Annotated in this window: 25 protein-coding genes, 1 tRNA gene and 4 pseudogenes; 12 read left to right on the top strand and 18 right to left on the bottom strand. The window is 58.3% G+C overall.

What is annotated here, in order from left to right:
- Window position 1: 1 nt before the first annotated feature.
- Window positions 2-169 (bottom strand): annotated as a pseudogene (locus tag RHM60_RS15520) (IS5/IS1182 family transposase); the annotation flags it as partial.
- Window positions 170-285: 116 nt separating this feature from the next.
- Here RHM60_RS15520 and tnpA point away from each other — a divergent pair.
- The 4 genes from tnpA to RHM60_RS15500 all read left to right on the top strand — a co-directional run bounded on the left by tnpA (window position 286) and on the right by RHM60_RS15500 (window position 3,236).
- Window positions 286-618 carry an IS66-like element accessory protein TnpA gene (tnpA, locus tag RHM60_RS15515; protein ID WP_322212172.1) on the top strand — a complete coding sequence of 111 codons (333 nt, stop codon included), beginning with the start codon at window positions 286-288 and terminating at the stop codon, window positions 616-618.
- On the top strand, window positions 615-950 hold the full coding sequence (gene tnpB, locus RHM60_RS15510) for an IS66 family insertion sequence element accessory protein TnpB (protein WP_322212171.1): 336 nt from the start codon (window positions 615-617) through the stop codon (window positions 948-950). Before tnpA ends, tnpB begins: the two co-directional genes overlap by 4 nt.
- A gap of 61 nt (window positions 951-1,011) precedes the next feature.
- Window positions 1,012-2,595: an IS66 family transposase gene (gene tnpC / locus RHM60_RS15505; RefSeq protein WP_322212170.1), complete on the top strand. Its 1,584-nt coding sequence runs from the start codon at window positions 1,012-1,014 to the stop codon at window positions 2,593-2,595.
- Entirely contained in the window at window positions 2,592-3,236 is a 645-nt protein-coding gene (locus RHM60_RS15500; RefSeq protein ID WP_231665351.1) for a DUF2268 domain-containing putative Zn-dependent protease, read from the top strand. The genes tnpC and RHM60_RS15500 overlap by 4 nt, the downstream gene beginning before the upstream one ends.
- Before the next feature lie 94 nt (window positions 3,237-3,330).
- Here the strand turns inward: RHM60_RS15500 and RHM60_RS15495 are convergent.
- From RHM60_RS15495 to RHM60_RS15475, 5 genes and pseudogenes are all read right to left on the bottom strand, one after another.
- Window positions 3,331-3,689, bottom strand: a pseudogene (locus tag RHM60_RS15495) (transposase); the annotation flags it as partial.
- 178 nt (window positions 3,690-3,867) lie between these two features.
- On the bottom strand, window positions 3,868-5,772 hold the full coding sequence (locus tag RHM60_RS15490; protein WP_137204117.1) for a UvrD-helicase domain-containing protein: 1,905 nt from the start codon (window positions 5,770-5,772) through the stop codon (window positions 3,868-3,870).
- A 2-nt stretch (window positions 5,773-5,774) separates the two neighbouring features.
- Entirely contained in the window at window positions 5,775-7,760 is a 1,986-nt protein-coding gene (locus RHM60_RS15485) for an ATP-dependent nuclease (protein ID WP_322212169.1), read from the bottom strand.
- A gap of 419 nt (window positions 7,761-8,179) precedes the next feature.
- Window positions 8,180-8,281, bottom strand: a tRNA-OTHER gene (locus RHM60_RS15480).
- Window positions 8,272-9,066 carry a hypothetical protein gene (locus RHM60_RS15475; protein ID WP_137204119.1) on the bottom strand — a complete coding sequence of 265 codons (795 nt, stop codon included), beginning with the start codon at window positions 9,064-9,066 and terminating at the stop codon, window positions 8,272-8,274. The genes RHM60_RS15480 and RHM60_RS15475 overlap by 10 nt, the downstream gene beginning before the upstream one ends.
- 345 nt (window positions 9,067-9,411) lie before the next feature.
- On the opposite strand from RHM60_RS15475, the pseudogene tssD reads away from it, so the two are divergent.
- Window positions 9,412-9,561: pseudogene (gene tssD / locus RHM60_RS15470) on the top strand (type VI secretion system tube protein TssD); the annotation flags it as partial.
- Between the two features lie 3 nt (window positions 9,562-9,564).
- Here the strand turns inward: tssD and RHM60_RS15465 are convergent.
- The 4 genes and pseudogenes from RHM60_RS15465 to RHM60_RS15450 form a co-directional block, all read right to left on the bottom strand.
- Complete coding sequence (locus RHM60_RS15465; RefSeq protein WP_137204120.1) at window positions 9,565-10,389, bottom strand: toll/interleukin-1 receptor domain-containing protein; 825 nt, start codon at window positions 10,387-10,389, stop codon at window positions 9,565-9,567.
- Window position 10,390: 1 nt separating this feature from the next.
- Window positions 10,391-10,816 carry a hypothetical protein gene (locus RHM60_RS15460; protein WP_322212168.1) on the bottom strand — a complete coding sequence of 142 codons (426 nt, stop codon included), beginning with the start codon at window positions 10,814-10,816 and terminating at the stop codon, window positions 10,391-10,393.
- Window positions 10,817-11,112: 296 nt separating this feature from the next.
- A pseudogene (locus tag RHM60_RS15455) lies at window positions 11,113-11,958 on the bottom strand (YifB family Mg chelatase-like AAA ATPase); the annotation flags it as partial.
- A gap of 213 nt (window positions 11,959-12,171) precedes the next feature.
- Complete coding sequence (locus RHM60_RS15450; RefSeq protein ID WP_209986328.1) at window positions 12,172-12,435, bottom strand: accessory factor UbiK family protein; 264 nt, start codon at window positions 12,433-12,435, stop codon at window positions 12,172-12,174.
- A gap of 423 nt (window positions 12,436-12,858) precedes the next feature.
- Between RHM60_RS15450 and glnK the strand changes: the two genes are divergently transcribed.
- The 4 genes from glnK (at window position 12,859) to sutA (ending at window position 15,639) form a co-directional block, all read left to right on the top strand.
- Entirely contained in the window at window positions 12,859-13,197 is a 339-nt protein-coding gene (gene glnK / locus RHM60_RS15445; protein WP_002555808.1) for a P-II family nitrogen regulator, read from the top strand.
- A gap of 34 nt (window positions 13,198-13,231) precedes the next feature.
- Window positions 13,232-14,569 carry an ammonium transporter gene (locus RHM60_RS15440; protein ID WP_057006380.1) on the top strand — a complete coding sequence of 446 codons (1,338 nt, stop codon included), beginning with the start codon at window positions 13,232-13,234 and terminating at the stop codon, window positions 14,567-14,569.
- A gap of 210 nt (window positions 14,570-14,779) precedes the next feature.
- Window positions 14,780-15,205, top strand: a complete 426-nt coding sequence (locus RHM60_RS15435) for a secondary thiamine-phosphate synthase enzyme YjbQ (RefSeq protein ID WP_322212167.1) — start codon at window positions 14,780-14,782, stop codon at window positions 15,203-15,205.
- A 101-nt stretch (window positions 15,206-15,306) separates the two neighbouring features.
- A complete protein-coding gene (gene sutA / locus RHM60_RS15430) occupies window positions 15,307-15,639 on the top strand; it encodes a transcriptional regulator SutA (RefSeq protein WP_057006382.1) in 333 nt (110 codons plus the stop codon).
- A gap of 205 nt (window positions 15,640-15,844) precedes the next feature.
- Here sutA and RHM60_RS15425 read toward each other — a convergent pair whose 3' ends face one another.
- The 6 genes from RHM60_RS15425 to lptM are packed head-to-tail and all read right to left on the bottom strand — an operon-like array spanning window position 15,845 to window position 20,427.
- A complete protein-coding gene (locus RHM60_RS15425) occupies window positions 15,845-16,540 on the bottom strand; it encodes an HAD family hydrolase (protein ID WP_209986321.1) in 696 nt (231 codons plus the stop codon).
- On the bottom strand, window positions 16,537-17,436 hold the full coding sequence (gene xerC / locus RHM60_RS15420) for a tyrosine recombinase XerC (RefSeq protein WP_231422796.1): 900 nt from the start codon (window positions 17,434-17,436) through the stop codon (window positions 16,537-16,539). The genes RHM60_RS15425 and xerC overlap by 4 nt, the downstream gene beginning before the upstream one ends.
- Before the next feature lie 2 nt (window positions 17,437-17,438).
- Window positions 17,439-18,155 carry a DUF484 family protein gene (locus RHM60_RS15415; RefSeq protein WP_322212166.1) on the bottom strand — a complete coding sequence of 239 codons (717 nt, stop codon included), beginning with the start codon at window positions 18,153-18,155 and terminating at the stop codon, window positions 17,439-17,441.
- Window positions 18,156-18,168: 13 nt separating this feature from the next.
- On the bottom strand, window positions 18,169-18,999 hold the full coding sequence (dapF, locus tag RHM60_RS15410; protein ID WP_057006386.1) for a diaminopimelate epimerase: 831 nt from the start codon (window positions 18,997-18,999) through the stop codon (window positions 18,169-18,171).
- A 3-nt stretch (window positions 19,000-19,002) separates the two neighbouring features.
- Entirely contained in the window at window positions 19,003-20,250 is a 1,248-nt protein-coding gene (lysA, locus tag RHM60_RS15405; protein WP_322212165.1) for a diaminopimelate decarboxylase, read from the bottom strand.
- A gap of 9 nt (window positions 20,251-20,259) precedes the next feature.
- Entirely contained in the window at window positions 20,260-20,427 is a 168-nt protein-coding gene (gene lptM, locus RHM60_RS15400) for an LPS translocon maturation chaperone LptM (protein WP_003195417.1), read from the bottom strand.
- A gap of 238 nt (window positions 20,428-20,665) precedes the next feature.
- Here lptM and cyaY point away from each other — a divergent pair, with 238 nt between their 5' ends.
- From cyaY to rnk, 3 genes are all read left to right on the top strand, one after another.
- Window positions 20,666-20,998, top strand: coding sequence for an iron donor protein CyaY (gene cyaY, locus RHM60_RS15395; protein WP_003231561.1), 333 nt, complete (start codon window positions 20,666-20,668; stop codon window positions 20,996-20,998).
- A gap of 2 nt (window positions 20,999-21,000) precedes the next feature.
- Window positions 21,001-21,219 carry a DUF1289 domain-containing protein gene (locus RHM60_RS15390; RefSeq protein ID WP_209986307.1) on the top strand — a complete coding sequence of 73 codons (219 nt, stop codon included), beginning with the start codon at window positions 21,001-21,003 and terminating at the stop codon, window positions 21,217-21,219.
- Window positions 21,220-21,349: 130 nt separating this feature from the next.
- Window positions 21,350-21,760 (top strand): nucleoside diphosphate kinase regulator, encoded by a 411-nt coding sequence (gene rnk / locus RHM60_RS15385; RefSeq protein ID WP_209986305.1) that lies wholly within the window; start codon window positions 21,350-21,352, stop codon window positions 21,758-21,760.
- On the opposite strand, the gene RHM60_RS15380 is transcribed toward rnk, so the two are convergent.
- Together RHM60_RS15380 and RHM60_RS15375 are read right to left on the bottom strand one after the other, a co-directional pair.
- Window positions 21,757-24,597, bottom strand: coding sequence for a class I adenylate cyclase (locus RHM60_RS15380; protein WP_322212164.1), 2,841 nt, complete (start codon window positions 24,595-24,597; stop codon window positions 21,757-21,759). The genes rnk and RHM60_RS15380 overlap by 4 nt on opposite strands.
- A gap of 169 nt (window positions 24,598-24,766) precedes the next feature.
- Window positions 24,767-25,018, bottom strand: coding sequence for a TIGR02647 family protein (locus RHM60_RS15375; protein ID WP_209986299.1), 252 nt, complete (start codon window positions 25,016-25,018; stop codon window positions 24,767-24,769).
- Window positions 25,019-25,037: the final 19 nt, after the last annotated feature.

Below are 25,037 nucleotides of genomic sequence, written 5' to 3'. Positions count from 1 at the left end.
TATGCGCCTTCATACCGAAGAAATACTGGTTGCCCTTCTTGGTTTGATGCATTTCAGGATCGCGTTTGCCTTCCTTGTTATTGGTCGAACTGGGCGCATGGATGATGGTGGCATCGACTATCGTTCCCTGGCGCAACGACAGGCCTTGGTCTCGTAGGTAGTTACTGATGGTTTCCTGAATCGTATCCGTCCGGCCAAGTCATCTACCCAGCCCCGCAAAGCCACGACATGGTGTCCACTTAAATTTAAGTGGGCACCAGTTCTAGCCTTTTAAGCGGGTATTTCATGCAGCCACAACGCCGTTCCTACTCCAAGTCCTTCAAGGCTCAAGTCATTCAAGAGTGTGCCCAGCCAGGCGCTTCTATTGCCAGCATCGCGCTCAGCCATAGCCTCAACGCAAACCTCGTCCATAAATGGATTCGGGTACAAGCGCAGAAAAGCACGGCGCTGCAACCTGCGTTTATTCCGTTACCCATGCAGCTGGCCGGAGTAAATTCGCAAGCTGCATCATCGACTATCTGCGTTGAGATCCAGCACCCGCGTGGCACCGTCAAAGTGAACTGGCCAACTGAAAGTGCTGCTGCGTGCGCGACCTTCCTTCGAGACCTGCTGCGATGATTCGCATCGACTCCATCTGGCTCGCCACCGAGCCGATGGACATGCGCGCTGGCACCGAGACCGCGTTGGCCAGAGTGATCGCGGTGTTCGGTGCGGCGAAGCCGCACTGTGCTTATCTATTCGCCAACCGCCGCGCCACTCGTATGAAAGTTCTGGTGCATGACGGTTTCGGCATCTGGCTGGCTGCTCGCCGGTTGAACCAAGGCAAGTTCCACTGGCCAAGCATTCGCCATGGCTCTGAAATACAGTTGGATACTGAGCAACTTCAGGTCTTGGTGCTGGGCCTGCCTTGGCAGCGCGTGGGGTCTGGCGGCGCGATCACACTGCTTTAACGGCTGCCATTAGCCTATCGGTCTATCGCCGCGAACTGCCTGCTCTGGCAAAATCGGCGCCATGACTTCGCACCCCAATCTCGACCATCTTACTCCTGAACAACTGCGCGCTCTGGCAGCGCAGTTGATGCAGCGTGTGGAGAGTCTCGATCAGACAGTCGAGACAATGGGCAAGAAGATCCACCGCGACCAAACGGTTATCGAGAAGCTGACCCACGAGATCGCGCAACTCAAGCGCTTGAAGTTTGCCAAGCGCAGCGAGCAGTTGAATCCGCAGCAGGCCAGCTTGCTCGATGACCTGATCGATACCGATATCGCGGCGATTGAAGCTGAGCTTCAAGCCTTGCAAACCGCTCCATCGCCGATCGAGAAAAAGCAAAAGCCTAAGCGCACTGCGTTGCCGGCAGAGTTTCCACGCACGTTGATCCATCACGAACCGGACAACACTCACTGCCAATGTGGCTGCGCACTCAAACGCATCGGTGAGGACGTCAGCGAGAAGCTGGACTACACGCCCGGCGTATTTACCGTCGAGCGCCATGTCCGTGGCAAATGGGTATGTGATGACTGCGAAACCCTGATCCAGGCACCGGTTCCGGCGCAGGTCATCAACAAAGGCATCCCGACCGCCGGGTTGCTGGCCCACGTCATGATCGCCAAGTTTGCCGACCATCTGCCGCTGTACCGTCAGGAATCGATTTTCGGTCGTGCCGGCTTGGCAATTCCACGTTCAACTTTGGCTCAATGGGTTGGCATGACTGGCGTGCAGTTACAGCCTCTGGTCGACGCGCTGCGCGACGTGGTGCTTGGGCAGCAAGTCATCCACGCCGATGAAGCACCCGTACAGATGCTTGCTCCCGGCTCGAAGAAAACCCACCGTTCTTATGTTTGGGCCTATGCCACCAGCCAGTTCTCGGACTTGGCAGCGGTGGTTTATGACTTCAGCCCCAGCCGTGCCGGAGAGCATGCTCGCAACTTCCTGAAAGACTGGAAGGGCAAGCTGGTCTGTGATGATTTTGGCGGTTACAAAGCCAGTTTTGAACTCGGCGTGACCGAGATCGGCTGCATGGCCCATGCGCGGCGCAAGTTCTTCGAACTGCACGCCACCAACAAGAGCATGCTCGCCGAGCAGGCCCTGCGCTACATCCAGTTGCTTTACGAAATCGAGAGCGAAGTCCGCGACCTGGAACCGGATTTACGCCGTCGAATACGGCAAGAAAAAGCCGTACCGGTGGTGGAGATGCTGCATGCCTGGATGATCGCCCAGCGCGACCTTGTGCCTGAAGGTTCGGCTATCAGCAGAGCGCTGGATTACAGCCTGAAACGCTGGGCAGCGCTGTCGCGCTACCTCGATGACGGGGCTGTACCCATTGATAATAACTGGTGCGAGAACCAGATCCGACCATGGGCTCTTGGACGCAAGAACTGGCTCTTCGCAGGGTCGTTGCGTAGCGGCAAACGGGCGGCGGCGATCATGAGTTTGATCCAATCTGCGCGGCTCAATGGGCATGATCCGTATGCTTATTTGAAGGACGTGCTCACGCGCCTGCCGACGCAGCGGGCGAGTGAAATCGATCAGTTGTTGCCGCATAGGTGGCAACCTATCTCGTTACGCAAGGCTTTACGCAAGGAGGCATACCAATGACATCCATAAATTTCCATTTCATCGACGCGCGTGGCGCGCTTATCGATCACCGTAATTGGCTTCACACCCGCCTGTTAGAAACCTACGAAAAAGCAATTGTGTTGATGCCGTTGCGCCCACTTGATGTGATCGTGAAAGCTGGCACTCATGTCATTCCAGAAAAGGGGCATCTAGGATATGCGCCCGAACCAGGCCTTATTTTTTTGACCGTAGATCCTGCGAGTGACATTTTCAGAGCAAACCAAGAAGCGTCGCTCGAACGAATGTTCGCACATGAGCTTCACCATGCTGCCCGATGGGATGGGCCAGGTTATGGATCATCATTAGGTGAAGCGCTTGTTTCGGAGGGGCTGGCGGGCGCTTTTGCACAGGAAATCTGTGGTGGTTTACCTGAACCATGGGAGCGCCTTGATGTGTCTGACATTCGACGCCATGTCGGAATGGCGGCGAGCTACTGGAGTCGCAAGGATTATGGCCACGACGCGTGGTTCTTTGGTGCATCCGACCTCCCGAGATGGTTGGGCTATTCCCTTGGATTTCAGCTCGTAAAACGATTCCTGCTGGAGCATGAGGGCAGTACCTCTTCTAGTCTCGTGGAGATGGAGGCACAAGCGTTTCGTGGCATGCTCGCAGTTATCTAAGGCGTTCGGGCTTAGGTCATCAAGATGGCCCCGCCAGTCATTGCTTGCCAGGCAATGACATTACGCAAGACGGGATTGCCGGGCGCGTACCCTGAATCCATTCCGCGAGCTGGTGTTTCTCCAGCAGGTGCAGGAAGTTCATGATCGTCGTGTCTTCGGGAATTGTAGCGTTGAGCGCCAGTCCAGCAAACTGGCGCATCGAGGTAATCTCATACAACGCTTCCTCCATGGCCGGGCCGCTCAATGAGAACCAGTTTTGCAGCAGGTGGACACGCAGCATTGTTTCCAATGGGTATGGCTGCGACCACCACCGGCCTTTGGGTAGAGAGGCTCAATCAGCGCCATCAACCCACTCGACGGTACGACCTGCTCCATCTCGGCCAGAAAACGCTCGCGGCGTGTTTGCTTGCGCTTACCGGCGTACTCGAAATCGGAAAAGCTCATCCGACTCATGGATGGAGGACTGACGGGGGCAGTTGAGCGGATGGCTATTTCAGCACAGGTCAGACGGCCTGTGCTGACTTGATCGGAGAATCCTAAGTAATTCACTTAAATATAGGACTGAAGCACTACTACGTTCCGAATTACGCCTGCGGACATCAAGATGTGGGTCAATGGAGTTTACTAGTAATCAGGATATTTGTGTTATTTGAACGCCTGCTGTCTGAAGCAGGTGATACAACGTGGCAATTTTCGTGCGGCCTCCGCGTTTGGCACAATATGTGAAAATTACACGCTGCTTGGCTCGGGTGAAGGCGACAAAAAATCCGGCGGTTGCTTCAATCTCATCGTTGGAAAAACTCCACCATGCTCCGTCGTCCAAGCCAACAAAGATGACAGTGTGATACTCCAGCCCTTTACTTTTGTGAATGGTCATCAGTGGAATGGCGTTGACGCCTTCATAGGTGTCGAGTGCCGAAGACCAACTTGCACATTTGATTGCACAGTTAAATAGATGTGTTGCAGCAGAGTCGAGCACCTTTTCGAGCCATTCTCCTTGCGCGTAAGCAGGGTGTTGGCTCTTGAGGTGGTCAAGCCCAACAAAGCCCATGACCTCATCAACTAGTGATCGTGCGGCTTTCAGCGTAGTTGGTAATCTTGACCGGTTCGCACCAAGCCAGATCGCGCAGGCGTCCAGTTCGAGTGTAAGTTTGGAGTGCCCAATTTCATCGTCGAACTCGACTCCCCGCAACGATGCCATCCATTTTTGGCATTCAGACCAGTAGCGTCCTGCCCGCGATGTCATGGCAAGGCGCAGTAGCGAAACCAGGAGTACCGATACCTCTTCTACAAGCAGCTCCTGCAGCATGATCGCTCCGACCAATCCCGCCTCGTTTCGCAAGCTCAGCCCCTGGGCTGTAAAAGCCGGCTCCAACACTTCGGCATATTCCCCCGCCTTCTGGCGAACAAGGAGAACAAAATCGCGTGGCGTAAACTTGCCAGTCGCGACGTTCGACGCTACGGATATGGCCAGATTGCGTGCTTCTGCATGCGGGCTGGGGAAGTCGAAGATTGAACAACTTTCTCCGCTTATCGTACCTGCCGTCTGGGAAACAGGCGCAACGGCTGCGGCGTCCAAAGCCTGAGCTAGAACGTGCTGGATCCGGACCAGGTCGGGTGAAGAGCGGTAGTTGTTGTAGAGGGATATCCGCTTAGCCGCAAAATCTGCGTCGAATTCGGAGAAAGGATCATCCATGGCCATCGCCCAGCGCATGATTTGCTGTTTGTTGTCACCGACGGCGGTTAACACAGTGTCGGTACCTCGGAAGATGGTGCTTACAAGATCGTATTGGACCTGTGTTGTGTCCTGGAACTCGTCCATGAACAGGTGTGAGTAAGTCAGCCGCAGCGCATCCCGTGCCATGGGATTGACTCGCAGTAAGAGCTCAGCGAGCCTGCCTATCATGGGGAAGGACAAGACGCTTTTCTTCCCACCGTGCAGGGATGCCTGCCAGAACCAATCCGCAGCCCATTGGCCGACAGTCGGACAGGACCATCCATCAATCGGCAGCGGCTGACCGAGCAGATGGCTGCGTTCGAAGGTTTTCGGTCCTATTGCGCGCAGATCAGCCCTTGTGCCAACTGTTGCTGGGGGCAAGCCAACCTCTTGAAAGAGGAAGTCCTTGTAGTCGCGTTCGTAGTAGCTGGTGATGTCGTAATCGGGTCGTGGTCGCCAACGATCGGGCAGTGACTGGCCAAAGCGGTCGACCAGGCTCTTTGCAAACGCATCAAACGTCATGGAATCCAAGCGTCCGGCATGGTCAGGGTGGCAGCGTTTTCGCACTCGCGCGGCGAGGTTGGAGGCAGCATCGCGTTTGAAACTAATCGCAAGAATACGTCTAGGCGCCGGTGCCGCGCCGGTTTGCAACAAATAGGCGGCGCGTTGCGCGAGCAATTCCGTCTTGCCCGCGCCGGGGCCTGCGATGACTGATCGGTTCTCGTGTGAACGAACCACCTCCAGTGCGTGCGTTTCGAGCGATTTTACCCCTATGGGTTTCCAGTCTACTAAGCGGATTCTGCGTGACGATAAGGTCATGTTTAGTCCCGCCTTAACGACGCGGAAATGTGCTTGAGCACTGAAGCAAGCACCTCCGGCATGTTCTCCACCAGTTGCGCCTTTGTGATCCGAGTCAGCGCTGCAAGGTGGGTTGCAGGCTTGCTGTTGGTGAGAAAGTGGTAGCGGTAACTCGGGAATTGAGGGGGATAATTCTCAAAGGGGCCGGTGTAGACTTTTAGCCCGGGGCCTGCCGTTCCTAAGACCACTTCGGCGGCTTTGTCAGCGGCCATGCGAGGACCCCCACCCTCGCGGACGATGGCTGCATAGGCGGCGGGGAATGCTTCCAGCATTGCTAGATCTAAATCCAGCGGTGAGGAGAAATACACGCTATGAGCTTTTAGGTTGTTGTTGATCCATGACAGGAGGACGCTATGATCGACCGAATCAGACCAATTATGCATGTTCGCTAAGTCAGCATCGGACAAGATGCCAGTTGTAATTCTCAGCACTTCGGCTTTCGGTGCACCGAACTCGATCAGCTTTTCGAGCGCCGTTTTGACTCGTCCAAAACCGCCCCCATCGCGCCCTAGGTCAAGATCCAGCAGCGTGGCGTGAGGAATGCCCAGATGTTTAAGCAAGCGCCAAAAATGCTGAACATGGCGTCCACCCAATGGGACAATGGCGACAAAGGCTGGATCGATCAGCAAATCCAGCGCCTCTGCGAGTCTTGGTAAAACAATTCTTTCCGAATCTCCCTCAACCAGCAAAACAAACCGCGCAAAATAAAGCTCTGGGTAGGCCAACATCGCACCCCGTACAAACTTGCTAGCCTCCACGTCGTTGACTGGAAGCTTAATCCGCTTGACCGTAGACACGCGCGTTTTGGGGTCGCATCTACAGTATCGAACTTCCGTCGGATTGACGCGGCTAAGCACGGCCGGTGAGTGACTGGTGACAATGGCTTGCGCGCTGCCATCGGTTGTGAGTGATCGGACTTGGCGGATGATGCGAGCAAGGAAGTATGGCGAAAGGTGATTCTCTGGTTCCTCCAAAGCGAAGATCGTCAACGCCGGTATTCGCAGAGCGTCACTTCGGAAGCCCTCAATTGACCCCGCTACAACCTCACGCTCTAGGTCGAAGACTGCCGCAGCCAGAGCGAAGTAAAAGAGCGATTGTTGACCGTCGCTGAGCGCCTCGATACTGCGTTCCTGACCGTCAGGCCCCTGTTCGAACATGACTGCAATTTTGTTGACGACCTCCTCGAACCTGCGACTTACCAGACTCAGTCGCGGATTAGTGTCGACGACGTCATCATGAAGTGCCGACCACCGCGTCTGCAGAGCTTGTGTGATTGCGGCAATTGCCGCTTCTCCCTCGAAGGCAGAGGCAAGATTTTCGGTAGCGTCATGAACCGCCTCTTCGGTATCGGAAGACCACTCGATCGCGCGTAACAAACGAGCCGCCAATGCTCCGGCTGTCGCCTGGGTCTGAGCAGCAGCGTCTCTGCTTGCCGGTGTGTAATACAACTGAATTAGTCCCCTATCGGCCACGGAGACGGGGTGACACTTGTCTTCTTGCGGTTCATCGTCGAGCGTGTCGACCCAGTGCAGGGTTTGCGAAACCTCGCCTTCCACGGTTCCATCGTCCTCCCACTGAGCATCAAGCCGAAGACGACAGACGGGAGCATCGTCTGGTCGCTCGATTAGCATATGCCGAAATGAAGGTGCGATTGTTTCTGGTGTTGCAGTACCATCAATCAGTTCGGGAAGGGTGATCAGAACCTCAATGTAGAGGTGCTTTGATTCGAGACTGGTGGGATCGTCATCAGGTCCCAGATGAAAGTCCGAGCGACGTACGGTGCGTTGTACCCGAGTCACTCCAAACAGCTTCGCTAACGCGTGTAGAAGTGCAGTTTTCCCTGCCGCGTTAGGGCCGACGATGGTCGTGATCTTTGGCGAGATTGTTACGCTGATAGGACGGGGCGCAAAGCAACGGAAACCAGATAGGACTACAGATTCGATTAGCACAGGATCCCTTCCTCTATGCCGCGACGGATATGAATTTATCGCATGCTGACATAGCTTAGGCAGGAGAAGAGCGTCCTGCAATTAAGCGCGCGGATTTAAAGCACTACGCCAGTCATAGGTGCTCAGCATAGCAATGGCCTCTAATTGAATCGCCTTGCCCGAAAGTTTCATTTATTCTGAAATGTCACAACTGCAACGCAGCGGCTCGATTCTCAAATTCACGCTAGCACTGGTTCTTTGGAGGAAAAAACACGGGTATTTGATGGCACGCAAAAGCAAGCTGATCCCAACGACCTATAGAGACTAGGTCGTGGACTAGGGCGAGCGGGCAGGCTATAGGTGACTTGCTTGAGGCACCGGTTCGCGCTGGACTTGACGGCCTTTGTTCGAATGGCAGCGCGCGAACCAAGCCAGAGAATTGGTGACTCATTCCAGAATCGAACTGGACCCTTCCCCTTCACAAGCGAACTGGGTGCAATTCGCTTGTGAAGGAGGACGCTCAACCACTAAGCTAATGAGTCTTAATGAGGGAAAGGATTTGTTCTGCGCGCTCAGACTTAATACCGTATGTGACAGAAAGCCAACCCTTTCGTGCATTATGAAGTCGTTCTTCGGTTTTAGGCAACTTCAAAATTTTTTTCGGTACTAGGGCTGCGAGCCTTTCGTTCCCTGGATCGAAATCGGCGTCTACGGCTGAAGCCAGGTCGAGGGCCAAACGCGCCAGATACTTAATATCATGAAAGCTGAGAGAGTCAACTTGGCTGGGGACTGATTCCATACCGTAACTGTCAGCGGTGCCGGCAAGTAGTTCTTTATTTTCAGCATAGAATTTTTTTGCTGATGCCTCAGCTTCCTCGCTTGGATGAGCGATGGAGTTACGGACGAGCCTGTAATAATTTAAAGATGCGATGCGTCCCAAACCGAGTCTGCTTTCGTGCACTTGAATTGTCGACGGTGTATTTCGTGCGACCGCCGCAAATGGACTATCACCTTCAAAGTGTTTCCATTGTTTGCCGTGAAGAAGATGGAACTGACCTCGAGTGTCTGCAAAAAACAGATCAAGACCGCTGTAAAGACTGACCAGATTCAGTCGGATCGCGCTACTGAGAACTCGCTCTGATTTAAGTCCCGTAAGCTTTATTTTGTGTTTTTTAGCTACGAATTCCCATGGATCAACTAGCCCGAGTTCATCTATAGAGGGTAAGACTTCCTGTATTCCTATGTAGATACCAGCAGCGGTAGCTGTCAACTCGCCAACAAACGTTTTGAAGGAGCGAAATGCTGCGGTAGAGAATTCTTTCTTCACGGCAATTTTCTTAATGAGATCACGAATCTATTTTCCTTTGTACCATTACATTGATGAAAATATCTAGCTGGATGACTGGGCTGAGCGGTGTCTCGTTCAGCCCCAATCATGGCTAATTCCCAGGGCAACGCCTTCCTACTCAAAAAATCTGATTGTTGAGTTGCGCAAGAGTTGCGCATTTCTTGCTGTATTCTGGAGGGGGCGGACTCATAAGCAATGAGCCTATGAGCTCGAAGCCTTGATCCGGATTGGCTGCATAAAAGCTGGCGGTATTTTGATTTCGTATCCATCCTTTCAGGCAATGGTGCCTTTGAGGTATGTCTTTTCAAGCAATGAGAGCGCCCCGTGACAACACCAGCGTACATTTCGGTCACCAGCGAAAAACAAGGCTTGATCACTGTCGGTCCATTCACCGCCGACTCCGTGGGCAACACCTATCAAGAAGGTCATGAAGGCCAGATCATGGTTCAGGCTTTCGCCCACGATGTGATCATCCTGTCAGCCGAAGAACCGAGGGTCTTTTAGCAGCTCCGCTGACACGCCAACTTGCTTGTAGAGCACATCAAGATGCTTAAGAGCATTGAGCCGATTCGTAGACGAGGTGTTGCCGCTTTTTATCCACATCAGGAATTCAGGATACGAGACGCTGCTGGTGAGTTGAGGGAGTTCGTACTGGAATTCAAACTTGCGCTTCTCGGTGCCGGCGTACGCCTCGAACTGGTGTTCCAGTGACATTCGTATAGCCTGCCTGGGCGTACGTCTGGCGCGTTTGGCAAACATGAGCTCGGAAAAAATCCAGGGAGAGGAAAGATATTGGTCATCTTCCATGAGATCTCTAACCTTCACGGAGTGATCCGTATCCAAAAAAATCAGCAGCTCAGATCGGTCGATCATCTCATGCAACGCTGAATTCAAGATCATATGGACGTTGGATGTGGTCCGATTTCTCAATTCATAAAAATACGAATTTTCTGCCTTTTTGTTAGCGCTGAACTTCTTGTCTACCTTTAGCAAGAGGTCGTCCGCATGGCCCCACACGCACGAATCCACAAACGCAGTCAGCCCGAGTCTCTGAAAAGCGATAGCGAGGTTGATCGCTTTAGCTTGGTCTGCATGAGCGTGTGAGATGAAGATGTCAACATGCAGTTTGGGAAAGAGGTGATCCTCGATCGCTGCGGCATTGAGGTTTTTTTCGCCGTCGACTAGGTACTTCTCCATATCGGCGGTGAGGTTGGCATTTCGCGATTCAAACACCGCAATTTCATCACTGGTGGCGCTCAAACCCGCCCCGGAAAATCCATTTATCTGTAAGTCCAGAAACATATCAACCTCTCGATGAAAGCCAGAAGGCGAAAACAAAACCAGCGATCATGGGGATATGGAACCCCCAGATAGACTTCCTTGCCAATACAGACCAGTAGGCTTCCTTGACAGCATTGATCGTTACCGCATCAATCACGAAACTTACTTCCTTGGAGAGTGGCTGCGCCGCTGCTGCATTGTAGAGCTTTACAAATGCACGTTCCTGCTGCAAAAAGTAGGCGTGGTAACACATGAATATCACGCCTGGCAGAAGGAACATCCAGGCATGAAACGTGACATGTTCTCCGCCGGCGAAGGCTAGCAGTGCACTCAACACTGTAACGCTGGCACCTTTGATGACCGAGGAGCTATTGGCCAAGCGTGAAACTATTCCCTGAACAATGTTCAGGTATGCCACCCGCAGAGCGGCGCTGTCTGGACTAGACATTACTCATCCTTATACATCGAGGTTTTTCACAGTCCCGAACGCTGGGTTACGGGTGGCACATTGGTATCACAGGTGTATGACTTCGTAAACACCAGGCATCGCTGATGTTGTGAAGCTCAAAATAGGCGGAGCCCCCGGTTGCCGTGACCAATGATCGTACCCACGTTTCAGTAGCACTTCTAACCTCGCTGCAGCCCCCGTCTTTAATGGGATTGGCCGGAAGTTCAGTCGTGAGTGCCGGCGTAGCCTCAGTTGCATCTATTTCCGTACAGTTGCAATTATTTTCAATTGTCACACCCACCGCCCACCAGCGCCGGGCCGGATGCAGAGTGATGGGGTTGGCGAAACGGCCGATTGGGCCAGTGGCTCAAGGGCGCCAGGCTGACGACCGATTGAATCGCCGCGACTTCCAGCGCCTCCTGCTCACTCAGCGGGGGTAACAGACCGGGCAGGCGACTGGCGAGCAAGGTCTTGCCGGTGCCGGGCGGGCCGCTGAGCAGCAGGTTATGCGCGCCCGCCGCCGCGATCAGCAAGGCGCGCTTGGCCGAGAGCTGGCCCTGCACTTCGCTCAGGTCAGGATACGGCGTGTTCAGGTACTGCAAGCCGTCTGACTTGTAGGGCTCAATCGGCACATGCCCATTCAGGTGCGCGACCACCTGCAGCAGGTGATCCACCGCTATGACCTTCAACCCCGACGCCAGGCAGGCCTCCTCGGCATTCGCCCGCGGCACTATCAAGGTGCGCCCGGCCTTGCGCGCAGCCAGCGCCGCCGGCAGCACGCCTTTGACGGCGCGCACCTCGCCGGACAACGCCAATTCCCCGAGGCACTCCACGTCATCGAGCATCAACGTCGGCACCTGCACACTGGCCGCCAGAATGCCCAGCGCAATCGCTAAATCAAAACGCCCGCCGTCCTTGGGCAGGTCGGCGGGCGCGAGGTTGAGGGTGATGCGGCGCGACGGGTATTGCAGGGCCGAATTGAGAATGGCGCTGCGTACGCGGTCCTTGCTTTCCTTGACGGCGGTTTCGGGCAACCCCACCAGCGTCAGGGACGGCAAACCATTGGCCATATGCACCTCGACGGTGACGGCGGGCGCTTCGACGCCAACCTGGGCGCGGCTGTGGACGATGGCGAGGGACATGCTCGTTCCTTGAAATGGAGGGCCGCCTTGTGCGGGTTTTTCAAGGGTAGACGAGACTGGACAGAGCGAGGCGAGGAGGTTTTACAGAACGTATCCGGTGCACGACACAGGATAAATGTGGGAGGGGGCTGGCTCCCGATGGCAGTGTGTCAGGCGTCTATGGGGTGTATGACACGCCGATAACGGGAGCAAGCCCTCCCACAATTTTCGCGGTTATTCAGCGGCAGTGGGTGTCAGCCGCGCCTCCAGCTCTGCCACCTTCGCCTCCAGGCTCTCCAACCGCGCACGCGTGCGGGCCAATACCACCATCTGGCTGTCAAATTCTTCGCGGCTTACCAGGTCGAGTTTGCTGAAGCCGCTTTGCAGCAATGCCTTGAACTGGCTTTCGATTTCATTGCGGGGCAGCGGGGTGTCGCCGCTGAACAGGCGAGAGGCGTGGCCGCTCAGGGCGTCGAGGAAGTCTTTGGGCGCGAGCATGGGAAATATTCCGGAATAACTGTTGGCCGGCAGTGTATCACGCAGCGTCTATAGTCTTTTTCAAACGCGCAGACGCACGCTTTTCGCGCATCGCGCCGGGCGGCTGCGCACTGTTTTTGTGCGCATTGCGACCGCCAGGCTCACGTGCGTTGCGGCATAAACGGGCAAATGGCTGATTTAAGTGGTTTTTACGGAGCTGGCAAGGTTTCTGCTTAGTCGATCATGACCCATGCACTGATGCAGTCGTTGTGACGAATGCAGTGCGCCGATGGATCAGGGGTACAGGTTTCGTCACCAGTGGTTTGCTTGCGTTGCAACGGTGAATGCCGAGGCAACGATGCGTTACAAAGCCAGGCACTGCGCTTAGACTTGAGTCGGGTTTGTTTTCCTGGGGCAAGTCCACCAATTCGGGAGAGAGTTTTCATGAAGCTAGTCACTGCCATCATCAAGCCGTTCAAGTTGGACGATGTCCGCGAGTCATTGTCCGAGATCGGCGTGCAGGGCATTACCGTTACTGAGGTCAAAGGCTTCGGTCGGCAGAAGGGTCACACCGAGCTGTATCGCGGCGCGGAATACGTGGTGGATTTCCTGCCGAAGGTGAAGATTGATGTCGCCATTGACGACAAGGATCTTGACCGGGTTATCGAAGCGATAACCAAGGCCGCCAACACCGGCAAGATCGGTGACGGCAAGATCTTCGTGGTCAATCTGGAACAGGCTATTCGCATCCGTACCGGCGAAACCGATACCGACGCAATCTAAGCCGCCAAACCCCAACGCCCCAGGAGAAAACAATATGACTCTGCGTAAACTCGCAGGGCTCGGAGCCCTGTTGTCCATCGTAATGCCAAGCCTGGCCATGGCGGCAGACGAAGTGGCGGCTCCAGTCCTCAACTCCGGCGACACCGCCTGGATGCTGACCGCCACCGCCCTGGTGCTGTTCATGACCATCCCGGGCCTTGCGCTGTTCTACGGCGGCATGGTCCGCTCCAAAAATATTCTGTCGGTGATGATGCAGTGCTTTGCCATCACTGGCCTGATCAGCATCCTGTGGGTCGTCTACGGCTACAGCATCGCGTTCGATACCACCGGTATGGAACAGGGCGTGGTCAACTTCAACTCGTTCTTCGGCGGCATGGGCAAGGCGTTCCTGGCGGGCGTGACCCCGGCCAGCATCACCGGGCCTGCGGCGCTGTTCCCCGAAGCAGTGTTCATCACCTTCCAGATGACCTTCGCCATCATCACCCCGGCGCTGATCGTCGGTGCATTCGCCGAGCGCATGAAATTCTCCGCGATGCTGATCTTCATGGCCATCTGGTTCACCCTGGTCTATGCGCCGATTGCGCACATGGTCTGGAGTGGTAATGGCGGCCTGCTGTGGGACTGGGGCGTGCTGGACTTCGCCGGCGGCACCGTGGTGCACATCAACGCCGGTGTGGCTGGCCTGGTGGCGTGCATCGTGCTCGGCAAGCGTAAAGGTTTCCCGACCACCCCGATGGCTCCGCACAACCTGGGTTACACGCTGGTGGGCGCGGCGATGCTGTGGATCGGCTGGTTCGGTTTCAACGCCGGTTCCGCGGCGGCGGCCAATGGCACCGCTGGCATGGCGATGCTGGTGACCCAGATCGCTACCGCTGCCGCGGCGCTGGGCTGGATGTTCGCCGAGTGGATCGCGCACGGTAAGCCAAGCGCACTGGGTATTGCCTCGGGTGTTGTCGCCGGTCTGGTTGCCGTTACGCCGGCTGCCGGTACCGTGGGCCCGATGGGCGCGCTGATCATCGGCCTGGCGGCCGGTGTCATCTGCTTCTTCTGCGCCACCACGCTCAAGCGCAAACTGGGCTACGACGACTCCCTGGACGCCTTCGGCGTGCACGGTATCGGCGGTATCGTTGGTGCGATCCTCACCGGTGTATTCGCAGCCCCTGCATTGGGCGGCTTCGGCACTGTGACCGACATCGCTGCACAGGTCTGGATCCAGTGCAAAGGCGTCGGTTTCACGGTGATCTACACAGCCATTGTGACCTTCGTCATCCTCAAGGTACTCGACATGGTCATGGGCCTGCGGGTTACCGAAGAAGAAGAGGCGGTGGGCCTCGACCTGGCGCAACACAACGAGCGTGGTTACAACTTGTAAGCATGCGAAAAAAACTGCCCGGCTTGCCGGGCATTTTTTTGTCTGGCGTTTGTCAGTCATAACATGCTGTACCGGTTTTTGCGCCGAGTTTGTAATGGGGCGCACTCGGTGCTTTCAAGGGTGCGAAAGTCTTACAGGCATGTAGGCGTATTCGGCACTTTGTTTTTTCCCAGAGCGCGCTAGAATGCGCGCCGATGGGCGGAGAACTGTATGTGGCAACAGACCCTGATTACCCTGCGGGCCAAGCCTCGGGGCTTTCACCTGGTGACCGACGAGCTGCTTGCCGGCTTGCCTGAGCTGAAGTCGTGTCGCGTGGGCCTGTTGCATCTGTGGCTGCAGCACACCTCGGCCTCGTTGACGGTCAACGAGAATGCCGACCCGGCGGTACGTCGTGACTTCGAACGGTTTTTCAACTCGCTGGTGCCGCAAGGTCGTTCCGGGTTCGAACACAATGACGAAGGACCGGATGATCTGCCTGCGCACTTCAAGGCCAGTCTGCTGGGCTGCCAGGTGAGTCTGCCGGTAAGCGCCGGCCGCTTGGCGATGGGGACCTGGCAAGGTGTTTATCTGGGCGAGCACCGTGATCAAGGCGGTGCTCGAAAAGTCCTCGCCACGTTGTACGGTGACGAGGCGTAAGCCACTGGTTATCCGGTGGATGTGATTTTTTTCCGGCGACCTCGACAGAGGATAAAGCTGGGCTATAACTAATCTGCTTTTCGCAAGTCATGAGGTAGAACATGAGCGACGATGATCTGGAACAAGACGACCTCGAAGTAGGTGATGAAGACGACACCGAAGAAGGTCTTGAGGCAGCGGCTGAAGACGTTGCCGACGAGGCCGATGATGGCGGTGGCGATGATGCGGCGCCCAAGGCCAAAGGCAAAGCCAAGGCTGCCGTGTCGGTAGACGAGTTGCCGAGCGTTGAAGCCAAGAACAAAGAGCGCGATGCCCTGGCCCGTGCGATGGAAGAGTTCCTCGCCAAAGGCGGCAAAGTGGTCGAGGTCGAGCCCAATGTCGTAGCGGATCCGCCGAAAAAACCGGATAACAAGTACGGCAGCCGACCTATCTGAGGTCAGCTACCTGCCTGTAGGAAAAAGCCCGCCGTCGCTGCGGGCTTTTTCATGCCTGATACAAATTTATAAATCAACACAAGGCAATGTGGGAGGGGGCTTGCTCCCGATAGCAGTGGGTCAGCCAACAGGTGTATGGGCTGACAGCCCGCTATCGGGAGCAAGCCCCCTCCCACAATTGATACTCAGTGTTGCAGCAAGCGCGTCACTTCCAGCCTGTGAGCAACCCCGGCAACTCCGTCAGGCTGCGAATCTCGGCATCCGGGTGCTTGTCCGCCTCCCACGCCTTGCCCGTCGGGTTGAACCACACCGCACGCAACCCGGCCTGCTGCGCGCCGGCAATATCATCCCCGGGATGATCGCCCACATGCACCGCCTCACTGGCCGCCACGCCGCCACGTTGCAGCGCTTCCTCAAACAATCGCGAGTCCGGCTTGGCGATGCCGATGTCTTCGGCGCGCAGCGCAAAGTGAAAATAATCCGCCAGGCCCACACGCTGCACGTCGGCGTTGCCGTTGGTGATTACGCCGAGCAGGAAGTGCTGGCGCAGTGCCTTGAGCATGGGCTCGGCGTCGGGGAACACGGTGAGCTGATGCCGTGCGTGGATGAACGCCTCGTAGCAGATGTCGGCCATCTGCGTGGCTTCAGGCTGTGGGTAGCCCGCTTCCTCGAAGGCCAGCATCAGCACGCGGTGGCGCAGCACGCTGATACGGTGTTTGAGCTCCGGATGGCGCTGCAGCACTTGCTGGCGCAAGCTGGCGAAATGCTCCAGGGGCAGGTCGCCGACTTTGGATGCATTGAGCGCCAGCCATTCGCGCATCGATGCTTCGGCGCTGATGATGACGGGTACGTTGTCCCAGAGCGTGTCGTCCAGGTCGAAGGTGATCAGCTTAATACTCATGAGTCGCCGCCCTTGATGCGTTTGGCCCGTGGATGGGCGCTGTCGTACACCGTTGCCAGGTGCTGGAAGTCCAGGTGGGTGTAGATCTGCGTGGTCTTGATGTCGGCGTGGCCGAGCAGTTCCTGGACCGCGCGCAGGTCCTGGGAGGATTCGAGCAGATGGCTGGCAAAAGAGTGCCGCAGCATGTGCGGGTGCAGGTTCTGCCCCAGCTCACGCTCGCCCGCCGCCTTGACCCGCACCTGGATGGCTCGCGGCCCCAGTCGCCGGCCTTGCTGGCTGATGAATACTGCGTCGTCCACCGGATTGGCCAGTGCCCGCAACGGCAACCACAGTTGCAGGGCTTCGCGGGCCTTTCTACCGACCGGCAGGACGCGGGTCTTGCTGCCTTTGCCCAGCACCTGCACCAGACCATCCGCGAGGTCCAGCTGGTCGAGGTTCAGGCCGGTCAGCTCCGAGAGGCGCAGCCCCGAGGAGTAGAAGAGCTCCAGAATCGCCTGATCGCGATGGGCGAGGAAATCATCCTCCACCGCGCCATCGAGCAATTGCAGGGCGCGGTCCGTGTCGAGGGTCTTGGGCAGGCGCCGTTCGCCCTTGGGCGGCGACAGGCCATTGGCCGGATCGTGGTCGCACAAGCCTTCGCGGTTCAGGAAATGGTAAAGGCCGCGCACCGCCGACAGCAGGCGCGACAGGCTGCGCGACGACTGGCCTTGCTGGTGCAGCCTGGCGATCAGGCTGCGCAGTGCCTGGATGTCCAGGTCCTTCCAACTGGTGACGTGCTGCTTTTCGCACCAGGCCAGCACCTTGTTCAAGTCGCGCCGGTAGGCTTCCAGGGTGTGCGGCGACACCTGGCGCTCGTTGCGCAGGTGCGCGCAATAAGCGTCCAGTTGCCCTTGCATGGCTAGCGCACCGCGCGCAGGGCGGTGGTGTAGCGCGGCAACACGCGGCCCAGCACTTCGGCGATGTAGGTCAGAAACAGCGTGCCTACCGAACTTTTGTAGTGCTGCGGGTCACGACTGGCGATGGCCAGTACGCCGTGCAGACCCTGGTGACTAAGGGCGACCACGGCGGTGGAGCCAATCTGCTTGCGCTGTTCGGCACCGAACAGAAAGTCCAGCTCGTGTTCACGCAAGGTGCCGCTGATGCTATTGCCTTCGGACAACAGGCCGCCGATGGCGGTCTGTGCGTCGCTGCCACTGACCCAGCGCCCTACCGGCATCGGGTTTTCGCTGAACAGGATCAGGCTGACAAAAGGCACCTGGAAGTCCTCACGCAGGCTGTCCTCGACGGCCATTACCGTTTCTTCCAGGCTGGCGGCGTCCATCAGGGTCAGGATCAGGCGACGGGTCTTGTCGAACAGGCGATCGTTATCACGGGCCACGTCCATCAGGTGCGAGAGCCGATGGCGCATTTCGATGTTGCGCTCGCGCAGGATCTTCATCTGCCGCTCCACCAGCGACACGGTATCGCCGCGCTGGTGCGGAATACGAAGGGCCGGCAGCAGCTCTTCGTGTTCGACGAAGAAGTCCGGATTAGCCTCAAGGTACGCCGCGACTGCAGCGGCCTCCAGACTTTCGCTCGGGGTAGCGTGTGCGGGTACTCGAGGTTTATCGGTCATTGGCTTGGCTCACTCATAGACGGACCTGTCCTTCGTAGACGCGCGAGGCCGGCCCGGTCATCAGTACCGGGTGGCCCGGGCCTGCCCATTCGATGGACAGGCGTCCACCGGGCAGGTCGATCAGCAGCGGCGAATCCATCCAGCCCTGGCTGATCGCGGCCACGGCGGCGGCGCAGGCACCGGTGCCGCAGGCCTGTGTTTCGCCGACGCCGCGTTCCCACACACGCAGTTGCGCGCGGGAGCGGTCGATCACCTGCATGAAGCCCACGTTCACCCGCGCCGGAAAGCGCGGATGATGCTCGATCTTAGGCCCCAGTTCATGCACCGGCGCGTTGTTGATGTCATTGACCCGCAGCACCGCATGGGGATTGCCCATGGACACGGCGGCGATCTCGACGCTGTTGCCGTCCACGTCCAACGGGTAGCTTGCGGCCTGTGCGTCGGCCTGGAACGGGATGTCCGCCGGCACCAGGCGCGGCGCGCCCATGTTGACGCTGATCTGGCCGTCATTGCGGATATCCAGCTCGATCACGCCGCCTTTGGTTTCGACGCGGATCTGGCGCTTGGCGGTCAGGCGCTTGTCCAGCACAAAGCGCGCGAAGCAGCGGGCGCCGTTGCCGCACTGTTCCACTTCGGTGCCGTCGGCGTTGAAGATCCGGTAGCGGAAATCCACCTCCGGATTGCTCGGCGCCTCGACGATCAGCAACTGGTCGAAACCAATGCCGGTGTGCCGGTCGCCCCATTGTTTGGCGTGCTTGGGCAGGATGTGCGCGTGCTGGCTGACCAGGTCGAGGACCATGAAATCGTTACCCAGCCCGTGCATCTTGGTAAAACGCAGCAGCATGGCTTACTCCGGCAGCAGGCTTTCGCCAGCATACAACTCGGCTACCGTCTCGCGGCGACGCACTTCAAATGCTTGATCACCGTCCACCAGCACCTCGGCGGTACGCCCGCGCGTGTTGTAGTTGGAACTCATGACAAACCCATAGGCGCCGGCCGAATGAATGGCCAGCAGATCGCCTTCGGCGAGCGCCAGTTGACGATCCTTGGCCAGGAAGTCGCCGGTCTCGCAGATCGGCCCGACGATATCGTAGGCGCGCGCTTCGCTGTCGCGAGGGGCCACGGCGGTGACATTCATCCAGGCCTGGTACAGCGCCGGGCGGATCAGGTCGTTCATCGCCGCATCGACGATGGCGAAATCCTTGTGTTCGGTGTGCTTGAGGTACTCGACCTGAGTCAGCAGCACGCCGGCATTGGCGACGATGTAGCGGCCTGGCTCGAACAACAGCGCCAGGTCGCGGCCTTCGATACGCTCGCGCACAGCCTGGATGTAGTCGGCGATCAGCGGCGGCTCTTCGTCGCGATAACGCACCCCCACACCGCCACCGAGGTCGATATGGCGCAGGTAGATGCCGCAGTCGCCGAGGCGGTCGACCAGCGCCAGCAGGTGGTCGAGGGCATCAAGGAACGGTGGCAGGCTGGTCAGTTGCGAGCCGATGTGGCAGTCGACGCCCAGCACGTCCAGGTTCGGCAGTTGGGCGGCGCGGATGTACACGTCTTCGGCGTCGGCAATGGCGATGCCGAACTTGTTCTCTTTGAGACCGGTGGAAATGTAAGGGTGGGTGCCGGCGTCGACGTCCGGGTTGACGCGCAGCGAGATCGGCGCGCGAACGCCCAGCTCGGCGGCCACCACCTGCAGGCGCTCCAGCTCGTCGGTGGATTCGACGTTGAAGCAGTGCACGCCTACTTCCAGGGCGCGGCGCATGTCGTCGCGGCTCTTGCCGACACCGGAGAACACAATCTTGTCAGCCTGGCCGCCGGCGGCGAGCACGCGCTCCAGCTCGCCACGGGACACGATGTCGAAACCGGCGCCCAGACGCGCCAGGACATTGAGTACGCCCAGGTTGGAGTTGGCCTTGACTGCGTAGCACACCAGGTGCGGCACGCCGTTCAACGGGTCGGTGAAGGAGCGGTACTGCGCCTCGATGTGCGCACGCGAGTACACGTAGGTCGGGGTGCCAAAGCGCTCGGCAATTGCCGACAACGCCACGCCTTCCGCGAACAGTTCACCGTCCCGGTAGTTAAAAGCGTCCATGGTGTTCCCTTAGTAAGTGTCGTGCTTGTGCGCTTTTGAAGGCTTCTGCGACGATTGCGCCTGTTCGTTGGGGTCCTTGCTGTCATCGGGCAGGTACAGTGGGCCTTTTTGTCCACAAGCACTAACGAGGCAAGCGACCGCGACGAGCGCAGCAAGGGAAGAGATCAGGCGCTTCATGGCGAAATCCTTGAATATGCATTAATTGCGCCCGAGTATACCGACCACCCGGCAGCTTGCCTATGCGCCGAAATACCCGTCCGGCGGGGGTTTGCCGACTTGTTCGGGAATAGAGCTACGCTGGCCGGTGATAATTCGTACCGTCATCGGTAATGAAATCGGTATCCGTTGCATTCACGCAGGCGCCTCCGTATCGTGCGGCGCTTGAGCAGAACCCGACACTTTTGAGGTTGCCACAATGAGTTTGACCGAAGCCCGTTTTCACGATCTGGTGGATTCTACCCAGCAGGCGCTGGAGGATATTTTCGACGACAGCGGCCTGGACGTGGACCTGGAAAACTCGGCCGGCGTGTTGACGGTCAAGTTCGAGAACGGCACTCAGTTGATCTTCAGCCGGCAGGAACCGTTGCGGCAGTTGTGGCTGGCGGCACGTTCCGGTGGTTTTCACTTCGACTACAACGAAGAAGACAACAACTGGCAGTGCGATACCAGCGATGAGCTGCTCAGCGAGATGCTGGCCCGTCTGGTTCTGGAACAATCCGGCGCCGAGCTGGATTTCGACGAGATTTGACCGTGAGCCAGCCTGCCCCCACGCGTCCGCCCAAGCCGCTGTTCAGTAATGTGAGCCCGGCGGTGCCGTCACCTTGTATCAGTTTGTGTCGCCTGGACGATGAGAAAGTCTGCCGTGGCTGCTTCCGTCACGTGGAAGACATCCGCGAATGGCGCTCCGCCGACGATGCCCGGCGCCGCACTATCTGTGCCGAGGCCGAGCAGCGCCGGGCACTCGCCTGAGGTCGTCTTGTTTATTTGTGACGCTGTGGTAGTGTCCGGCTACGCCTCAACCCATCGAGGCCTGTGAGAACCCCGCCTTTCCTGGCGGGGTTTTGCTTTTTTGTGCAGAAAAAAGGAGTCTGCCTGAATCATGACCACCGCACCGTCCATCATCCTCACCCGTCTTGACGTGCAGCGTCTGGAGCAACTGATCGACCGCCTGGGCGACGAGTTTCCCGGTGTCGAAGCGTTGCAAGCCGAACTCGACCGCGCCGACGTGGTTGGCCACGATGAAGTGCCTGCGGGTGTCGTGACCATGAACTCCAGCGTGCATTGCCGCGAACAAGGCAGCGGCAAGGACTACCACCTGACCCTGGTGTACCCAAAGCACGCGAATGCCGACGAAGGCAAGGTTTCGATCCTGGCGCCGGTCGGCAGCGCGCTGCTCGGCCTGCAGGTTGGCCAGCACATCGACTGGCCGGCGCCCGGCGGCAAGACCCTCAAGCTGGAGTTGCTCAGCGTCGAAGGCCAGCCAAAGGACGGCGGCGCCTTTCCGCTTTAAATCTGGCTGAGTGCCTCGTTCAGCGACACTTCCAGTTCGGCCTTGTAGCGCAGGTACAGGTTGCTCGGACTTTGCACATCACCGAGCAGGCCGGACAGGTCGAGGTCGGTGATGTAGCAGCGGTAGCGCTCGGTTTCCCGGCGTTGCCCGACGATTTCCCGGGCGACCACGGTGAACAGCTGGTCGCCGAACTCCAGTTCGCAAAACTCCCGCTGATTGCAGTACAGGGTAATGCCCACCTGGCCTGGCGCCGCCCTGGCGATGATTGCCTGCACCTCATAAAAGGACGTGTTGGCCGGCGTCGAAGGCGCCGGACGCGGCTCGACCCCGCGCGCGCGGTTGCTGCCCGAAGGCAGCAGTTGGTAATACAGGACGTGGACTGCGCCCTGCGGTTGCTGTGGGTCAAGCGGCGATAACGCGTCACGCCGATAGATGATCGATTGCAGAAAACGCTGCAACGGCGCCAGCAGGCTCTGCTCGTCGTGAAGCGGCAAGCGCTGTTGCCAGAGCGCATTGAACTCATCCAGCACATACAGCTCGGCGAAGCCTTCATTGACCCGGTAGAACACCTGCACGCAATCGGCCAGGCCCATCGGCAGCAACAGCGCCAGGTCGTGACCTTCCAGGGCCATGGCATCCAGGTGCCAGGGACTGTAACTGGCCAGTTCTTCGCCGAGGTAGGCGATCAGTGCTTGCTGAGTCGGCAGCGACACATGGTTGGCCTGGCCAGGCGTCAATTCCATTACGTGATAGTGCTGTTGTACCTGCAGCAGGTAACGGTGGTTGGATTGCCCCAGCATCAAGTGTTGCGCGGTGTCGAAAATCTCCTCCACGCGCTGGGCAATGAACGGCGCACGGTTGTGGCAGAAGCAGCGCACGCGCAGGCGCGGCAGATGGTCGAGAGGCAACTGGTTGAGGTAGTCGCGCAGGCAGTCGAGTAGCGCGTGGGGCCCGTCGTAACGGCTGACCATCACCTCGTTCCAGCTGTTGAGGGTGACCTGGTCCAGGGTCAGCACCAGGTTGTCGCGCACACCGGCGTAACTCAGGGAGTCGGTGCGCTCGGTGGTCATCAGGATATTCAGGTCGCGGTGGTGCTTGAGCGGATCGACGCCGACGTTGATCAGCAGCAACACCTCGTCGGGCACCGCCGAGCGCAGCAGGCGGGTTTCATCGACGCTGGGCAAGGGCAGGGGGAGGGTTTGCTGCAGGCTGCCCAGCAGGTTGAACAGTTCGAACTCGGTCATGTCGCTGGTGCCCGGGTGCAGGGCCAGGCGTGTGCTGCTGTCGATCACGCCGTTGCGGTGGCACCAGGTGAGCATTTCGAGCAGGTCACGGCTGCGCTTGATCGGTGCAAAGTGCTCCCACTCCAGGGCGGTGAGGCTGCCGTTGTACAGGCCCCAGTGGTGCTGGTCGGGCTCCTTGCGGTTAGGCGACTGCACCAGCGTCAGCGTGTCTTCGGCCAGGTCCGGGGCAATGCCGGGGTTGATGAATTCGACCTTGCCGGCCTTGCGCTCGAACGCTGCGTACAAGCGCCGGCCCAGTACATTGAGGTCGCGCCTGTTGATCAGGCTGACGGTCTGTTCGGTACGGGCGAACTGGGTCAGGAACCGGTAACTGTAATTGAGCTCGTTGACCAGGGCGCGGCGCTCGGCCGCCACCTGGCGCACTTTCCACTGGCTGCGGCTGTCCAGCAGGGCCAGTTGGCGCGGGTCCCAGCCCCACTCATCGGCCAGGCGCTCGAGCAGCAAGCGTTGCCAACTGGCGGTGCGCTGGCCGGCGCTGAGCTTGCAGTTGACCTTCAGGTACAGCGCACGTCGTACCAGCTCCAGGCGCTCGGGTTCGTTGCGCGCGTTGAGGTATTCCTCGATACGGCGGTACACCACGATGTATGGATCCAGCTCATCCAGGTCCATACGGTCGGCGAACACGGCGCGTTTGAAGCGCAGGCTCAGGCAGTCCACGTTCGGGTGTTCGCTGGCGTAGACCTCGGTCAGCAACAGCTTGAGCAGCGACTTGTAGGGTGACTCGATACCTTTGAACAGTTGCCAGAGCCCGGCGCCAATGAATTCGCCCGGGGGAATGCGTGCCAGGTGGCCGAGGTCGAGGGTTTCATCGGCGCGGATAAAACGCTTGGAAATAAGCGTGTGGGTGAACTCGGCATATCGCGATTCTTCGTACACCGGCACCAGCCACCAGATCGGGGTGCGACCGGCCAGCCAGATGGCGGTGCGGTAGAACTCGTCCAGCAGCAGGTAGTGCTGAGTGGTGCCGCAATCGTCGGAACTCAGTTGCGTATCGCGCTCCCCCAGCACAAACCGCGTCGGCTCGATCAGGAAGAAATGCGCCTCGGCGCCCAGTGTCAGCGCCCAGGCTTCCAGCAACTGACATTTTTTACGCAGTTCGGCCAGTTCGATGTCGCCAAGGTCTGCGGCATGACACACCCACACGTCCATGTCGCTCTGGTCCGCCTGGGCCAGAGTGCCCAGGCTGCCCATCAGAAACAGGCCGTGGATCGGTCTGGGCTGGTTGCCGGGGCGCGGCTTGTAGGAGAACGAGCGGGTCAGCCGCTGGGCTTCGGCCAGGGCCTGGGCATCGGGTTCGAAATTCGACAGTCCGGCCGGCGTGCTGCCCGATACGTAGCCGGGCAACAGCGGATGGTTGACGTGGAAAAACAGCGGAAGCAGCGTCAATACGCTGTGCTGGCGCGGCGTCAGCCCTTCGACGGCACGGGCCATGCGACCTTCGTTGAGCGCCATGAAACGCCCACGCAGTTGGGCCAGCACCTTGCGGTCGATGCCCTCGTCCAGGTCAGGGCGTATTTCATGGGTGCGGGTCATGTCGAACTCGGTGGCTCGCAGAGCCCGACGCGGGCGGCCGTGTAGGAGTCTACAGTCAGATGCGCAGGAGTTTTAGAGGGGAGTGGTGTTTAGTGCCGGAATTTTTCGCTCACCCACAGCAACGCCCGCAGAATCCGCAGGCAGCGGACTCCATGGGCGGTATCAGGTGTCAGGCGGCTTCTTTTTGGGTGGTGCTCAGGATGGTCAGCAGCCCTTGGGCGTGTTCGGCAGCATCGCGACCAAGGCTGGTCAGATAGCCACCATCGGGCTGGGTAATCAGTTCTTTGTCAAACAGGCGCCTGGCGGCGGCAACGGCAGTGGGGGCGGCGGTCTGATGGACTTTCAGGCCTTCCTGGGAGCTGTCCAGGTTGAAGAGTGCAAGGATTTCCAGTTCGGCAACCAACTCAGGGGTATACGACATAAGGACTCCAGACGTTCTA

The sequence above is a fragment of the Pseudomonas sp. MH9.3 genome (assembly GCF_034354675.1).
GTDB lineage: Bacteria > Pseudomonadota > Gammaproteobacteria > Pseudomonadales > Pseudomonadaceae > Aquipseudomonas.
Note: the sequence above shows the minus strand (reverse complement) of the source record. Positions and strands in the feature narration are given on the sequence as shown.

What these genes read in the sequence shown, in the direction of transcription:
- tnpA (WP_322212172.1), top strand. Translation starts at nt 286, where the DNA reads ATGCAGCCACAACGCCGTTCCTACTCCAAGTCCTTCAAGGCTCAAGTC.
- tnpB (WP_322212171.1), top strand. Translation starts at nt 615, where the DNA reads ATGATTCGCATCGACTCCATCTGGCTCGCCACCGAGCCGATGGACATG.
- tnpC (WP_322212170.1), top strand. Translation starts at nt 1,012, where the DNA reads ATGACTTCGCACCCCAATCTCGACCATCTTACTCCTGAACAACTGCGC.
- RHM60_RS15500 (WP_231665351.1), top strand. Translation starts at nt 2,592, where the DNA reads ATGACATCCATAAATTTCCATTTCATCGACGCGCGTGGCGCGCTTATC.
- RHM60_RS15490 (WP_137204117.1), bottom strand. Translation starts at nt 5,772, where the DNA reads ATGACCTTATCGTCACGCAGAATCCGCTTAGTAGACTGGAAACCCATA.
- RHM60_RS15465 (WP_137204120.1), bottom strand. Translation starts at nt 10,389, where the DNA reads ATGTTTCTGGACTTACAGATAAATGGATTTTCCGGGGCGGGTTTGAGC.
- RHM60_RS15460 (WP_322212168.1), bottom strand. Translation starts at nt 10,816, where the DNA reads ATGTCTAGTCCAGACAGCGCCGCTCTGCGGGTGGCATACCTGAACATT.
- RHM60_RS15450 (WP_209986328.1), bottom strand. Translation starts at nt 12,435, where the DNA reads ATGCTCGCGCCCAAAGACTTCCTCGACGCCCTGAGCGGCCACGCCTCT.
- glnK (WP_002555808.1), top strand. Translation starts at nt 12,859, where the DNA reads ATGAAGCTAGTCACTGCCATCATCAAGCCGTTCAAGTTGGACGATGTC.
- RHM60_RS15440 (WP_057006380.1), top strand. Translation starts at nt 13,232, where the DNA reads ATGACTCTGCGTAAACTCGCAGGGCTCGGAGCCCTGTTGTCCATCGTA.
- RHM60_RS15435 (WP_322212167.1), top strand. Translation starts at nt 14,780, where the DNA reads ATGTGGCAACAGACCCTGATTACCCTGCGGGCCAAGCCTCGGGGCTTT.
- sutA (WP_057006382.1), top strand. Translation starts at nt 15,307, where the DNA reads ATGAGCGACGATGATCTGGAACAAGACGACCTCGAAGTAGGTGATGAA.
- RHM60_RS15425 (WP_209986321.1), bottom strand. Translation starts at nt 16,540, where the DNA reads ATGAGTATTAAGCTGATCACCTTCGACCTGGACGACACGCTCTGGGAC.
- xerC (WP_231422796.1), bottom strand. Translation starts at nt 17,436, where the DNA reads ATGCAAGGGCAACTGGACGCTTATTGCGCGCACCTGCGCAACGAGCGC.
- RHM60_RS15415 (WP_322212166.1), bottom strand. Translation starts at nt 18,155, where the DNA reads ATGACCGATAAACCTCGAGTACCCGCACACGCTACCCCGAGCGAAAGT.
- dapF (WP_057006386.1), bottom strand. Translation starts at nt 18,999, where the DNA reads ATGCTGCTGCGTTTTACCAAGATGCACGGGCTGGGTAACGATTTCATG.
- lysA (WP_322212165.1), bottom strand. Translation starts at nt 20,250, where the DNA reads ATGGACGCTTTTAACTACCGGGACGGTGAACTGTTCGCGGAAGGCGTG.
- lptM (WP_003195417.1), bottom strand. Translation starts at nt 20,427, where the DNA reads ATGAAGCGCCTGATCTCTTCCCTTGCTGCGCTCGTCGCGGTCGCTTGC.
- cyaY (WP_003231561.1), top strand. Translation starts at nt 20,666, where the DNA reads ATGAGTTTGACCGAAGCCCGTTTTCACGATCTGGTGGATTCTACCCAG.
- rnk (WP_209986305.1), top strand. Translation starts at nt 21,350, where the DNA reads ATGACCACCGCACCGTCCATCATCCTCACCCGTCTTGACGTGCAGCGT.
- RHM60_RS15380 (WP_322212164.1), bottom strand. Translation starts at nt 24,597, where the DNA reads ATGACCCGCACCCATGAAATACGCCCTGACCTGGACGAGGGCATCGAC.
- RHM60_RS15375 (WP_209986299.1), bottom strand. Translation starts at nt 25,018, where the DNA reads ATGTCGTATACCCCTGAGTTGGTTGCCGAACTGGAAATCCTTGCACTC.